Here is a 13,335-nt window from a genome sequence, read left to right on the forward strand (position 1 = left end):
CTTATCGATCCCGCAATGCGCCACACCATCGCTCGTTGGTACGGTCAGCTGTGGCGTAGCGGCTGGTCGACATTGTAACTCGCCATATAACGACGGTTTGAAAACGGTTGGTTGAAATAGTCCCCCGCCGCCTGACGGGCTGTTAAAATCCTACCCCGCTGCGTGAGCAAGGACAGGTGGTTCCCCCTACAGGGCAATTACGGACGCTACCGTCGCAGTAAACTTGCTAGCGCTCTCAACGCGGCAGCCGCGTGAGGATCCGGATAGTGCCTGCAGCAACACGCTTTTGGGGAGCACTTCCCTCCGGATAAAACTGGAAACGCGCTGACACCCACCAGTCGGCAGCTAAGACAGCTCGGTTGCTGCGGCATTGCGATTCGCAAATGTGATTTGGAAGATGATGCTAGCGTGGCAATGGAATAGGGAATCGAGGTTACCCCGCCATCATGATTCCGCGTAGTCGCTGCCCACTCCGTCGGAATGCAACTGGAACGAGCGGCTCCAGGAGACCATCAGTGGCGCGTGGCAAGCCCAATTCGACTCGTCCTAACACCGGCGGTGTATTGAACTCACTGTCCGATCCGGGGCGACGCGTAAATAAAATCTTAAACGCACATGGCCTAATGAGCGTCACAGAGTCCCAGTGGCATTTCATCCTTGGGATCCACGACACACAAAGCTCGCTTACCGGTGAAAATATGGTACAAGGGCTCGCCCACCAATTCGGCACGCCACCCCCTGAGCAACTGCGGAAACTCCTCGTCCGATTCGGTCAGCCGGGCACCGTCTAACCAGTACCCCGCTAAACGCCCCACGTCGTCGCTCGTTCCCACAATCGCAGGTGCAATATTGTTGGTCCGACAAAGATAGGACATGGCTGCCGTCAAGAATTGCTGCAAAAGAGCCGGGGGCCGAGCGCGCTTGCTTTGACCAATCCAGGGTGCAACCGGAGCCGGTAGTTTGGCACCACGCGTGACGCAATCTGCGATCTCGGGAAGAAAGCGTTGAAATCCACTGTGATGCAACCCGCGAATGTGCGCAATCTTGGCCGGGTCCGACGATCCCCGCTTGGCGAGCTCCACAATCAAATCATCGCGCAACACACGCCGCGCTGGCATGTCTTTCAATTGCGCACGCTGGTCGCGCCACAACCACAATTCACGCACAATGGACAATTGCTTACCATGCAGCGATTGGATCCCTGACAGCTTGAACCACCCCTCTTGCTCCTGCGTCTGGATCAAGTTGTCCTGACGCCTCGCCAATTCATCTTCCAACCATCGCAGCCTCCCAGCCGCAATCAACTGTTCTGTCAAAGCATCGTACAGAAGTGGTAAATGCAGCACATCCAAAGCGGCATATTCGAGTTGTGCTCGCGTCAGGGGACGCTTACGCCAGTCTGTGCGGGTCTCCCCCTTGGGGACGTTTTCCCCCAGCAGACGGTGCAAGAGCTTGCCGTAAGATGCCGGGTATTCTCCCCCCATCAATCCAAGGGCAACCTGCACGTCGAATAGTTTAGGAACGGCCATGCCTGTGGCGCGGTGCGCAAACAGAATTTCCTCGCGTCCAGCATGCACGATCACCGTGCGAGCCGGGTCGAGCAAGGCTTGCCACACGGAGGAGATATCATCGATCGTCTTCGGATCGACGATAAAAACGGCCTCCCGTGTCGAGACCTGCAATAGACAGAGATCGGGACGGTAGCAATCCTCAGCAACAAACTCGGTGTCGATGCCAACTAGATCTACCGCAGTTATCGCATCCACTACCGACTGAAGCTGATCATTTTCGTTTATAAGCGTATAATTCACGCGAGAGTACAGCCAATTACTTTAATGCCAAGCGCTAGCGATTCCTTGGGAATTGCCTACGCACGATACCGATGAGCTCAACGACCATCAATGACGCGCTCCCAGCGCTAATATAAACTCCGCCCCCCTCAACAGCAGGGGAGCAACGAGCTCGACTCGTTCCAATAGGCGATCGTCGCCTAAGAATCGTTAGTCGACTGGTTTGTTGGCTATCTATTGCCAAATTTCATGCTATCAATTGCAAACCAGGCCTCCTATTAAACCCGCACCATGGGTTACTGCCAAGCTACCCTAATCCCAACTCCTGATGTTCCCTATGGCAGACACCAGTTCCAATCACCTTCCCGGTCGTTCATTATTTAGTGGTCGCTGGGCGGCTGATGCTCTTCCGCGACTCTTAGTCAGCGTGCGAGACGCCAGCGAAGCCCGCATGGCTCGCCGAGCAGGCGTGGATTGGATCGACCTCAAAAACCCTGACAGTGGATCGCTTGGAGCACCCGAACTAGCCACATCCCAAGCGGTGGCACAGGAACTTGCCGATTTCCCCTGCCGCAGCATCGCTTTGGGGGAGTTGGCCGATTTGGATCTCGCGGCGAGCCACTCCTCCGCCAATGTCCGTGAAATGGCGGAAGGTTTTCCGATCGCCAAAGTCGGTCTTGCGCGGCTTGGGCAGTCTACGGCGTGGCAAACTGCCTTCCGCGCATTGGCCCGCCTACTTACTCCGGAAACGGCACTAGTCCCGGTGATTTACGCAGATTATCAAGCGTGTGATTCGCCGAGTCCCAAGGCGGTCCTGGAGCTCATTGCAGAGATCCAGGCCCCTTACCTGTTGATCGATACGTTTCACAAGGCAGGACAAACCGTTTTCGATTCCTTGGGGCGGTCCGAACTCCTGGAAATCGTCCAACAGGCATCCGCCAGCGATTGCCACACGGTTCTCGCCGGTTCGCTGCAGACCCCGGACCACGCCACCTACCAAATGCTGTCAATTTCCGCAGTGGCCGTTCGTGGCGCCGTCTGTCACACAGATCGCCGAAGTGCCCTGTGCGAAAAGAAATTGAATCTTTGGGTCAGCGAGTTTGCATCCGCGTAGCAGCGGGTTGGCGAAAGCGATAGAATACAGCCAGAGGCTTTGCTATTCTTAGTACAACTCCTTGGAAACCCGGCTCACCATGTCCTCCAGCCCACCACGCGAACCACTCTCCGCCCTGATTCGCCAAGACACCAAAGTTGTCGGAGCAATCTGCTTGCCGGAAGAAGACGTCCAAGAATTCATCGACCAATTCAACAACTGCTATGGCCCGATGCGAATGTGTATCGAGCGCCCAAAATTTGGTCCCAAAGCACCAGCGGTGTTGATCCCAGTTGGAGCCAACTTCCGCAAGCCACTGCGAGCCCCGATCGCGTCCGTTCGACACACGTTCGAAATCCGCACACAGCCCGAAGCGTAACCGCTTGTGCAAACAGTTCCGCCGCCGCTGATTGAAATAGCAAACTGCTGCGTCAGAGATTATTAATCGAGTTGCAGTCTCAATTCCAATGCGAAACTCGCATCCCAAGTCGAAACGCAGCAGTGTCCAATCCAGCCTTGCCCGCCGGCGGCAAACACTATCAGCCAGCCGGTGCCTAAGAACAGGTGGCTGCCGCTCAACGCAAGTTCGGGGCACTGCCACCTGGCTGAAATTCAAACTGCCCTTCAGTCCACAAGCCGCTCGACGCGGATCACGGCAAAGGGATGTCTCTGAGCTGATACTGCACGGTTTGCTGCGTAATTGCTGCTGGTGATTCATAAACCAATCGGTAATCATCTGGGTCGCCGTTGATCTGAAACAGGTAGGCGATCCCCGCAGCATTCGGTTGCGTGGCATAGGTTTGCAGGCCGACATTCTCCTGGCGTTGCTCATTGGCGTCCAATAAATACGCTTCGTTGGACATGATCCATCCACGAAAGGAGTCGAGCGCACCTTGAGAGTCCCCGAACTGCACCATCAGGCGCATTTCGTGGACGGCACCATTGCGGCGTGCGCCTTCGAGGGTCACCGTTACGTCGCCGAACTTCTCGGTTTGCCGCGTTCCATTGGCAAAGTTTTTAAAGATGTACTGATGCCTTTCTCCTGGAACGGCCATGACAAACTCACCTTGCACATTCGACAGGCTTCGTTCCGATCGAGGCGGGCGCTGCAACTGCACATCCACTTGCGTCGAACAGCCACCGAGGTTGAGTGAAAACTCTGGTGCGGCTGCTGGATTGGCGGCCTGCAATTCGGTGGCCTCGCCGGCCGTCCCCTGCAAGGACTTCCTTGGCACCCGCATAAAAATGGGCTTCAGCCGCGGCTCCCAACTCACCAGAAACGAAAATTCCAACATGCCGTCTGCCCCTCCCCCCAGCGGAAGAGAAGTGCGTGTGGAAAGAGCATCGATACGGAATGGCCCAGTTTGAAAGGGCTGGACACGAACTCCGGAATCCTCCGAATCCTCAGCCTCCAGATTGCCACGCACCCCCAGAACCAACAGGTCTTCGGTCGTGCTGAAAGAACGGATTCTCAGTTTGGCTTGCTGCATCACCTGCTCGACGGCTTCCCAGAACGTAACACCGTCACACGTCAACTCTACCTGCCGCCCCTCTCCCTCTCCTTGGAGTTCGATCGGATTTTGGGTCTGCTCTGAAATCTGCTTCAACGCGTCCCCCACACTGTATGCCCCACGAAGTGTTACCCGTGAAGCTTTGAAGAACGATTCAACTTCGACGCCCTGCAACGCGGTCCGAATCCTTTCTAAGCGAATCTTGAGTTCACCGGAAGTGCGCGGCGTTACCGCAGGCAAGTCCGGCAGGATTGAACTCCCCATTTCTACCAACTTGCGTTCGGCAGTGTCGCGATCAATCAACTGATTCGCCTCGAGTTGCCGCACCCACTTGCGAACTAACGCGGCGTCGGCCTGGGTCGGAGGTACTGCTGACGGAGTTACCGCTGGCGAAGGGGTTTCGGGGGTTGGCGTGCCGGCGGCTGGAATGGCCTCCGGCTCTGATGCCAGAGGCTTCTCCTGAGCCCAACCACGGAAGGATGTGTGGTCCTCAATTCCCAAGAAACCAGCGAGCAAGAGGATGAAAAACTTAAAACCATTTCCCAATCGCGCTCCGAGGCGCCTTCCCAAAACCTGGATCATCACGACAAAACCGTCAAAAGAGGATTATCCGGACGCGAAGTCAAACCTGTTGTAGCCTAACACGCTCTGCCCCCTCTACGCCACTGTGCTGGAACCTAGACTTCCGTCAAAAGGACAGCCATTCATGCAGCTCGCACCAAAATCTTGTGTTTCCCGATGCCTCCGTCACTGCATGCTTGCCGGCGGTGCCTTACTAAGCAGCGCCTCGGCCACTCAAGCTCAAGCCCCTCAGGTCTTAGAGCTCGAGACACGCACCGCTACTGTTCGCGGACTTCCCATCCACTGGACCTCCTTAGAGGCGGTCATCTTAGAGTCCTCCGGGCGTATGCATCTACTCGACCAAGCAGTTGTCGAGAGCTACCAATTGCAGTCCGAGACCTTCCAGCCACAAGCCTTGATAGCGGCGCGAAGTGAACTCCAGTTTCAAATGGGGCGCAGTTTTGAAACCATCATTGCAGGGCCCTATGTCATCGCGGCACCGCGCGGGCAAGCCGAACGTTGGCGCGATAGATTCCTGGCACTGTTGGCCGGATACTCGCGGTATTTCCAAGTTCGAGGCACAACTGTCCGCAAACCCGATTTCCCGCTTCCCGTGATTGTCTGCCGCAACCGCCAGGAATTCCTTCGAATGTCCGCTTTTGAAGGCGACGGAGCTACGGGCAATGTCGTCGGCAGCTACTTCCCACGATCCAATCGGTGCCTGCTCTACCAACTGCCGGGAACCCAAGGGACCAACTGGGAGGAGACCGAAGCGACGATCGTGCACGAAGCAGTTCACCAATTGGCCTACAACACGGGCCTCCACGAACGCCTATTTGCCAACCCGCTATGGTGCGTCGAAGGGCTGGCCTGCATGTTCGAAACCCCCGCTGTGTACGACCTGAGCGTCAGTCAAAGTTCCATCGCCAATCGCATGAATCCCGGTCTCGCACGGATTTTCCGGGAGGAGTTCCAGGAGACCGCCATCTTGGATGCTGCCATACGCGATTTGATCGTCCGCGACGACTTTTTTAGAAAAAAGCCGGAAGCCGCCTACGCGTTGGCTTGGGCGCTGACCTTCTACCTTTCCGAGCGACTTCCCGGCGAGTATCAAAAACTCTTAAGATCGCAGACCCAACATGGTTTCGGCGAATACACTGCCGGCCAGCGCATGCAAGACTTTCGCGCTGCAATTTCGATGGACCCCAGGATGTTGGCCATCCAGATGCAACGCCTGCTAGCCGAATAGCGCGCCCCCCAAAGTAGCACGGGCCCCCGGCCCGTGAATATTAGCCAAGTAGCACGCCCCCGCCGCGCGCCGCCCCCAATGCTTCGTGGAGACATGGCACTCGCCAGCCCCTCGCACTTTGCCACAAACCGCACCACAACCGGTTATACTGGTGGACCATTGGCCCGCAATCATTTTCCCACCCACATAAGTGCACATTCCCATGCAGCGTCGAAGTTTCATGCTTAACGGTTCGCTCCTCCTGGCGTTAGCTGCGTCCAGTCCCTGCTTGGCCATTCCTCCCTTTAAGCGAGCGAAGCCAGGCCGAATGCGACTGAGTTTGGCAGCTTATTCCATGCGGCAGTATCTCCAGCCCAAGCCTGACGAGCCGCATAAAATGGACTTGTTCGACTTCGTCGACTATTGTCGCGAACAGGGGTTGGATGGCGCCGAGCTTACGAGCTACTACTTCCCAGAAGACGTGGATAACGACTACCTCGTGCGACTCAAGCAACATTGTCATGTGACGGGTATCACCATCACCGGTGGAGCAATTCGCAATGACTTCTGCAGCAACGACCCCGAAAAACTCGAAGCCAGTTTGGCCCACACTCGGCAATGGGTCGATCGCTATGCAATCCTGGGTGCACCGGCCATTCGCGTGTTCGCTGGCAATCAGCCCAAAGACGAAGAGTTGTCGGTCACGCTCGAGCGATGTGCGAAGACTTGCCAAAAGGCCTGCGACTACGCGGCCAGTAAAGGCGTTTTCTTGGCCTTGGAGAATCACGGCGGAGTCACCGCACACGCCAAAGATCTGCTTGAGATCGTTCGACAAGTCGAATCACCCGCACTGGGCATCAACTTTGACTCGGGCAATTTCCGCAGCGCTGCCGATCCCTATTCCGAATTGGTGAAAATTGCTCCGTATGCGGTCAACGCGCAGATCAAAGTCGAAATGCACATTGATGGCAAGACGGTGCCCGCCGATCTATCGCGAATCGTCCAGATTCTGCAAGACTCCGGTTACAGTGGATGGGTCGCTCTGGAATACGAAGCCCAAGAGAACCCCTTGGAAGCGATTCCCAAATGGTTGGGAGAACTCCGGCAGCGACTCTCCTAAACCTGCGTCTCACCATCCTACCTCTCCTATTCACATCGACTCCTCATCCTTCAAGGAATCCCCGCAGCATGCCATCCCATCGACACCCTCGCTTCCTGGCCGCCGCAGCAATTCTGGCCATTGGCCTATGTTCTGTCAGCCTCAGTATCGGGCAAAACTTATCAGCAGCAGAGCCTGTCAAGATCCTCCTCATCACCGGTGGCTGTTGCCACGATTATGATTATCAATCGAAAACAATTCAGGAAGCCTTCAAACAACACAAGATCGATGTGGAGTGGAAGGTTGTCCAAGAAGGGGGCAACGGCACGGAAGCAGAAATCAAACTCTACCAAGATCCCAAGTGGGCGGACGGATTTGATGTAGTGATCCACAACGAATGCTTCGCCAATACCACCAGCGAAGAATACATCAAGCAAATCACGGAAGCTCACAAGAATGGAGTCAATGGCGTGGTCATCCACTGCGCCATGCACACCTATCGCGCTGCCGAGTTTGACGACTGGCGTGAATTCCTAGGCGTGACCAGTCGCAAGCATGAACACCAATCCAACTATCCGGTGAAAGTGGTTGAACGCGACCATCCGATCATGAAGGGCTTTCCCAATGACTGGGTAACCCCCAAGGATGAGCTCTATATCATCGAAACGCTATGGCCCAACGCCAAGCCGCTAGCCACCTCGATCAGCGAGCAAACCGGCAGTTCCAATCCATGCTTCTGGGTGAACGAGTACGGCAAGTCGCGCGTGTTCGGAACCACCTATGGCCACAGCAACGAGACCTTTGCCGACAAAACGTTCCAGCAGGCCTTAGTGCGCGGCACTCTGTGGGCCGCCGGCAAATTGCATGACTAACGCTACCTCCAGCTTCCCCCCGTAGCATGTGTCACACACCCGTAGCATGGCCCCCCCGGGCCGTGCCCCCTGTCACTCCTAATTCCCCCCTCAACACTCCACCCTACAGCTCCCGCTGCAACGCAGCAAAAGTCCCCTTTAAACGAACATGATTCTAAAGCAAAACTGCTATTTATCGTGCGTCCCAGTCCGGGGCTTGACTTGAAGAAGCCGTCGTGGTCCCCCAAATCGAAACAGCCCCCCTCGCCCCGCCTCGGTACTCCGGAGAGATGGGGACGGAGGGTCAGAGGCTTGCCAGGCAATTAGACGCAATATCCTCAATCACGGCCCGGGGCCATGCTACCTCCGTGCACGAAACAGCCTCCACCTGCTCCGGGGAGATGGGGGAAGGGGGGAAGAGAGCTTGCCAGGTAACTAGACGCAATATCCTCAATCACGGCCCGGGGGGCCATGCTACCTCCATGCCCGAAACAGGCTTCCCTCGCCCCGGTACTCCGGGGAGAAGGGGAGGGGGGGTGAGGGGCTTGCCAGGCAATTCGTCGCAACACCCCACCCCATATTGCCATCACCCCAGAGCAGCACTTGCTGGGATTCAAATCATGCCGGCTAAATATCTCGGTTGCCTAGTCGTGATACTCTTCGGACAAGGGGCATTCTTGTGGTGCGCGACCACGCGTCTCAGTCCGACCGTTGACGAATACCCGCATCTAGCGGCAGGGGTCGAATATTGGAATACCGGTACCACCGATTTGTATCGGGTCAATCCTCCACTAACGCGACTCTGGGCGACTTGGCCAGTGGCTCTCGGTGGATATCGCGTGCCGCAAACGGATTTCTTCGTTGCTAGCGGGAAGACGGCGCGCCACGAGTTCAGGCGCGGCCCCATGTTTGCCGAGGCCTACGGTGAGCGTGCTTTCCAAGCGTTGGTGCTAGCCCGCCGCATGTGCATCCCGCTGGTGTTACTCGGAACGTTAGGGGTGTTTGCTCTCGCCGTGACGGCTACCGGAAATCCGCAAGCCGCCTGCTTGGCCAGTGTCCTGTGGGGCTTCAACCCCATTGTGTTGGGCTACGGTCCGCTGCTTGGAACCGATATCCCTGCCGCGTGCGTGGGCGTGTGGGCCGTGTTTGCCGTCACGCACGCCTACCAATCCTCAAGACTCAGGGATGTTGTCTTGGCGGCAATTTGGGTAGGACTAGCCATCGCCACCAAATTCACTTGGCTAATTCTATTTCCAGTAGCTGTCGTCGCCATCGGCATGGGCGTTCGCCGCAGCGCTCTCTCAGAGAAACTTTCCACACGGAGATGGCTTCGACCGCTGGGGGCAACTTGCATGTTCGCTTTCCTGGTGTGGGCCGTGGTGGCAACGGCGTACCGCTGGCAGAACTTGTTCATCCCTTTGCAGGACTTTGAATTCACCTCCCAGATGCTGGCCGGCCCGATCGAAGGCATGTCAGGAAACCGTTGGACAGGCACCCTCCTCGGAGCACTGCCCATTCCAATCCCGGGCACCATGCTCGAGGGATTGGATTTGCAATGGCAAGATTTCGACACACCTCGCCCAGCCTTCCTGTGTGGGCAATGGCAGAGGGGAGGTTGGTATTCCTACTATGCATTCGTGCTTTTGATGAAGATGCCGATCGGTTGGCTGCTGCTGCTGGCTGTAGCTGCCAAGTGGAGTTTTCGTTGGAACAGCCTGGCACTCGCTTGCTGGGGAGTCATTGGCATTTGCTTTGTATTCGTCAGCTTGAAAACGAACATGAATCAGCATGGCCGCTATATCTGGCTCGTGCTCCCCGAGTTGGCTGTGGTCGCCGTCGCAGGATTCAATCAGTGGAATCGCATTTTGCGTAGCCTGGCCTGGATCGCAGCCGGGGAGGTCGTACTGACAAGCTGCCTTGTTTTCCCATTTGGTTTGTCGTTTACCAATCAACTATGGGGTGGTCCGCAAGCTGCATCGTCCCTCTTGGCAGACAGCAATGTCGACTGGGGACAGGGCTGGGTGGAAGTAGCCCGTTGGTCAAAACTCCCGAATGAAACGCACCTTCCCGTAGCCATTGTTCGTCCACATTGGGTGAATTTCGCCGCGCTAGGAATCGACACGATTGAGCATTCGGACTTGTCGGACAAACAGCTGTCTGAGCTAGCCACCAACTCCACCGTCCTGGTGTTGGTCTCCATCGATTCACGCCAAATGCTCCAGAGCAATCGGACCATTCCTTGGATGGATGTCAATCCGCAGGTGCGAATTGGCTGCTGCGTGGAAGGCTATGAAATTTCACTCTCAAGCCTACAGACACTCGACATTTTTTGGCTGCGCAAACCACCCCTTTGAACACCAGCCAACCACCCGACGACGCTGCCGGATCGATCGCCTTTTCTAAAAAGCAGGGAAAACCCTTGCCCCCCCCCCATTCCAACCTGATAACATCAACCACACAGGGGTCATGCCGGCAGGATGAAGCCCAAGCAGAGTATGGGGATTGCGGTGAATCGATTCTTTGAGATTTTATCGGTTGTCTTGGGATCAGCGGGTGTCAGCTTGCTTTGCGTTTTCTGGTGGGGTCCCGGAAGTCCGCCAAGCGTTGAACAAGTACTTGCACTCAACACCAAGACCTTAGACTTTGGTCTCCTCAGCATTCAGCAGCCAGGGGCGCAGACTCTAGAAATCACGAATCGATCGGGCGAGCCGATGGATTTTCGTATCGAGTTCGATTGCAATTGCACCACGGCCACTCCACCCACGGGACAGATCGCGGCAGGGCAAATCCAAACCGTTGACGTCACTTTCCTACCTGTGGCCACCAACCAAGGAAACGCGATTTCCTCCGCGAGCCATGAATGCATCGTGAACTTTAGGACTTCTCAATTGGTTGCATCCCAGGCGGTAGAATTGGTTGCCTCGCTATACACTCCAGTTCTGTGGGATTCGGCCCGAGCGAAGCTTCGAAGCGAAGCACTGCTGGATGCGCCGTTTCAAATCGACCTCACGCTAGCCAGCGATGTTGAGCGGATTGAAGTCATTTCGTCTCCCGAATTCCTTGAGATTGACGAAGTCTCAGCACCTCATCCAACCTTCCATGCCGTGTCGCTCCGCGGAACAACGCGTTCCGGTACGGAAGTGGGAACGAAGGAAGGGAAAATAGTCCTGCGGGCCTTTCCCGTGCATAGCGTCGACCATGACGCTGCAGATCTAAGTGTTTTCACTCAAACAATTCACCTCTCGCTAACGCACACGACCACTCGCCCCTTCCGATTGAGTCGATCGATGCTCGAATCCGAACCAGGAATTCCAAGCAGACTAGCTGCAATCCCAAGTCCTCACATGCAGTCTGCCCAGATTCAATCCGCCACCTGCAGCGACGATAGTTGGGAGCTGTCAATTGGGGACAGCGGGGAACTGGTGGCAACTCCCCAAGTGATGTTGGACGACGAGCAATCCGATCCCGCTGTGTACTGCAAGTTGAAAGTGCTATGCGTTCATCTTGACTCTCATTCCGAAATATTTGAATGCCACATCACACTATATCGAAAGGAGGAAGTTACGCCGACCCCCCGTGAATCTGAAACATTGAATTGATGAAGTCCCAACCGAAAGTAACAATGAAAATGCGAACACTACAACTGACTTTAGTAGCGGCGATAACAGCGTTGGCAACCCTGCCATGTTAATCTGCAGCTTGCCTTGCGCTGTGCAATGATGGCACCGTGGAAGCCCAGGCTGTTCTGTGGCTCGACCCGGGTGCCACTCCTTATTGGCTATGTCAGGTCTACACCGATGCAGTCCGAGGTGACATTTACATTACGAGTAAAGGTGAACCTGTTGAAAGGACAGCGGCAGGCGTACGCGCCTACGATTTCAATGCTCTTGAGAATTGCACACCAGCTTGTCAGGCGGCAACCACTCCGATGCCAAGATTGCATTTGTTGCCGACTGCCTACGATCCACACGATTCGTGGGGAGTCGGGGAATTGCCGAACTACTATTGCAACGTCGAGGATCAGTGAAAACTGCTGTACTACTAAGCATTTGTCCTACATGTCTCCGCTGCGTTTAAAGGAAACACAATGAAGCTGCTTACCTTGGCCCTTGGTGCAATACTGACCTGTGCTTTAGGGATTTCCGGACGACTCCTCGCAGACGAATTCTCCCTAACTCAACTTGCTGAGATGGATCCGGCAGAGACTGTCACGATCATTACGGAATCCTTAGAAAACACTGCCTCGGAACTTGAGGGGAAGACGATTGAGATTGATGTGCAGCAATCTGGAGTTATCAGGAAGCCTGCAACTGCGCGAATCAACAACAAGCTCAAACTAATTACATCTCAAGAAAAATGCTTTGTGGAACACTTTATTAACGACCTCAAGAGGGCGATGATCTTTGATGGTAAAAAGACAAGCCGGTGCTACTTCAATCAAGCAGGGAAGCTCGACGAGGTGGCTATTTTCTGCAAAAACCCAAGCGTCATGCTTGAATTCCTCCCGTTTATCCAGGTAGGTAGGACGTCTGCATTTACTTACCGAGGCAACGAAGGAGGACTGGAAAATGTAGATCGGTTCATTGAGCGGGTCCTCCTTGCCCCCCCCCAGGCAAGGTCGATAGACTGGCTAAACGAAGAAATAGATGGCAAGGGTCAGGTACTAGTTCAACGCACTGCAAAAGATCATCACTCCGGTACCATTATAGACGGGAAAGCAGAAACCAATTGTTATTTCGGGTACGTGAACAACACACTTGTCTTCCTTGGCAGAGATTCAGTATCTCAAGCACTCATCGACGATGGCGAATCAAAGCGCCTACAACGGTCGAACATCAAACACGAAGTAGAGTATCAATCTTTCTCGGGATATTTATTGCCTAGTTCCTGGCGCCACGTCGTTCAGCTATCCATTCTCAACATGGACGAAAGCCCAAGAGGCAAACCTACCATAGTACAAGATCTATCTTACAAAATCACCCAGTTTAAGATTCACGACACCTTCCCAACGGAATACTTGAAGCCACCTGTGATCGCAACTACCAAAGTTGTTGATAACTGTACTGCCAAGGTCGAAAGAGCAATCGCTCAGACGATTGAGGAAAATGCAGGCTGGCGGAAATGGTGGCCACTCGCCGCTGGAGCAACTTGCCTCCTCCTCGCCGGTACTGTTTGGATCTGGAAGCGACGGCGTCCATGAGC

At 55.2% G+C, this 13,335-nt stretch carries 11 protein-coding genes; 9 read left to right on the plus strand and 2 right to left on the minus strand.

Annotation, left to right across the window (positions count from 1 at the left end; translation table 11 throughout):
- Nucleotides 1-620: 620 nt before the first annotated feature.
- The gene (locus tag Q31a_RS20865; RefSeq protein ID WP_145082200.1) at nucleotides 621-1,811 is read right to left on the minus strand and encodes a ribonuclease D; all 1,191 of its coding nucleotides are present in this window, start codon (nucleotides 1,809-1,811) and stop codon (nucleotides 621-623) included.
- A gap of 316 nt (nucleotides 1,812-2,127) precedes the next feature.
- Here Q31a_RS20865 and Q31a_RS20870 point away from each other — a divergent pair, with 316 nt between their 5' ends.
- Together Q31a_RS20870 and Q31a_RS20875 are read left to right on the plus strand one after the other, a co-directional pair.
- A complete protein-coding gene (locus Q31a_RS20870) occupies nucleotides 2,128-2,904 on the plus strand; it encodes a (5-formylfuran-3-yl)methyl phosphate synthase (RefSeq protein ID WP_197355443.1) in 777 nt (258 codons plus the stop codon).
- A 79-nt stretch (nucleotides 2,905-2,983) separates the two neighbouring features.
- Entirely contained in the window at nucleotides 2,984-3,262 is a 279-nt protein-coding gene (locus Q31a_RS20875) for a hypothetical protein (RefSeq protein ID WP_145082204.1), read from the plus strand.
- Between the two features lie 271 nt (nucleotides 3,263-3,533).
- Here Q31a_RS20875 and Q31a_RS20880 read toward each other — a convergent pair whose 3' ends face one another.
- Nucleotides 3,534-4,940: a hypothetical protein gene (locus tag Q31a_RS20880; protein ID WP_197355444.1), complete on the minus strand. Its 1,407-nt coding sequence runs from the start codon at nucleotides 4,938-4,940 to the stop codon at nucleotides 3,534-3,536.
- Between the two features lie 160 nt (nucleotides 4,941-5,100).
- On the opposite strand from Q31a_RS20880, the gene Q31a_RS20885 reads away from it, so the two are divergent.
- From Q31a_RS20885 to Q31a_RS20915, 7 genes are all read left to right on the plus strand, one after another.
- Nucleotides 5,101-6,204 carry a DUF1570 domain-containing protein gene (locus Q31a_RS20885; RefSeq protein ID WP_145082208.1) on the plus strand — a complete coding sequence of 368 codons (1,104 nt, stop codon included), beginning with the start codon at nucleotides 5,101-5,103 and terminating at the stop codon, nucleotides 6,202-6,204.
- Nucleotides 6,205-6,406: 202 nt separating this feature from the next.
- Nucleotides 6,407-7,303 carry a sugar phosphate isomerase/epimerase family protein gene (locus Q31a_RS20890; protein WP_145082210.1) on the plus strand — a complete coding sequence of 299 codons (897 nt, stop codon included), beginning with the start codon at nucleotides 6,407-6,409 and terminating at the stop codon, nucleotides 7,301-7,303.
- A gap of 68 nt (nucleotides 7,304-7,371) precedes the next feature.
- A complete protein-coding gene (locus tag Q31a_RS20895; RefSeq protein WP_145082212.1) occupies nucleotides 7,372-8,154 on the plus strand; it encodes a ThuA domain-containing protein in 783 nt (260 codons plus the stop codon).
- A 599-nt stretch (nucleotides 8,155-8,753) separates the two neighbouring features.
- Nucleotides 8,754-10,487 (plus strand): ArnT family glycosyltransferase, encoded by a 1,734-nt coding sequence (locus Q31a_RS20900; RefSeq protein ID WP_197355445.1) that lies wholly within the window; start codon nucleotides 8,754-8,756, stop codon nucleotides 10,485-10,487.
- A 123-nt stretch (nucleotides 10,488-10,610) separates the two neighbouring features.
- Nucleotides 10,611-11,732, plus strand: a complete 1,122-nt coding sequence (locus tag Q31a_RS20905) for an Ig-like domain-containing protein (protein ID WP_145082216.1) — start codon at nucleotides 10,611-10,613, stop codon at nucleotides 11,730-11,732.
- A 128-nt stretch (nucleotides 11,733-11,860) separates the two neighbouring features.
- Nucleotides 11,861-12,160, plus strand: a complete 300-nt coding sequence (locus Q31a_RS20910; protein WP_145082218.1) for a hypothetical protein — start codon at nucleotides 11,861-11,863, stop codon at nucleotides 12,158-12,160.
- A 60-nt stretch (nucleotides 12,161-12,220) separates the two neighbouring features.
- Nucleotides 12,221-13,333 (plus strand): hypothetical protein, encoded by a 1,113-nt coding sequence (locus Q31a_RS20915; RefSeq protein ID WP_145082220.1) that lies wholly within the window; start codon nucleotides 12,221-12,223, stop codon nucleotides 13,331-13,333.
- Nucleotides 13,334-13,335: the final 2 nt, after the last annotated feature.

Origin of the sequence: Aureliella helgolandensis, from assembly GCF_007752135.1 — a bacterium.
Lineage (GTDB): Bacteria > Planctomycetota > Planctomycetia > Pirellulales > Pirellulaceae > Aureliella > Aureliella helgolandensis.

Coding starts and splice junctions, on each gene's coding strand:
- Q31a_RS20870 (WP_197355443.1), top strand. CDS start 2,128: ATGGCAGACACCAGTTCCAATCACCTTCCCGGTCGTTCATTATTTAGT.
- Q31a_RS20875 (WP_145082204.1), top strand. CDS start 2,984: ATGTCCTCCAGCCCACCACGCGAACCACTCTCCGCCCTGATTCGCCAA.
- Q31a_RS20885 (WP_145082208.1), top strand. CDS start 5,101: ATGCAGCTCGCACCAAAATCTTGTGTTTCCCGATGCCTCCGTCACTGC.
- Q31a_RS20890 (WP_145082210.1), top strand. CDS start 6,407: ATGCAGCGTCGAAGTTTCATGCTTAACGGTTCGCTCCTCCTGGCGTTA.
- Q31a_RS20895 (WP_145082212.1), top strand. CDS start 7,372: ATGCCATCCCATCGACACCCTCGCTTCCTGGCCGCCGCAGCAATTCTG.
- Q31a_RS20900 (WP_197355445.1), top strand. CDS start 8,754: ATGCCGGCTAAATATCTCGGTTGCCTAGTCGTGATACTCTTCGGACAA.
- Q31a_RS20905 (WP_145082216.1), top strand. CDS start 10,611: ATGAAGCCCAAGCAGAGTATGGGGATTGCGGTGAATCGATTCTTTGAG.
- Q31a_RS20915 (WP_145082220.1), top strand. CDS start 12,221: ATGAAGCTGCTTACCTTGGCCCTTGGTGCAATACTGACCTGTGCTTTA.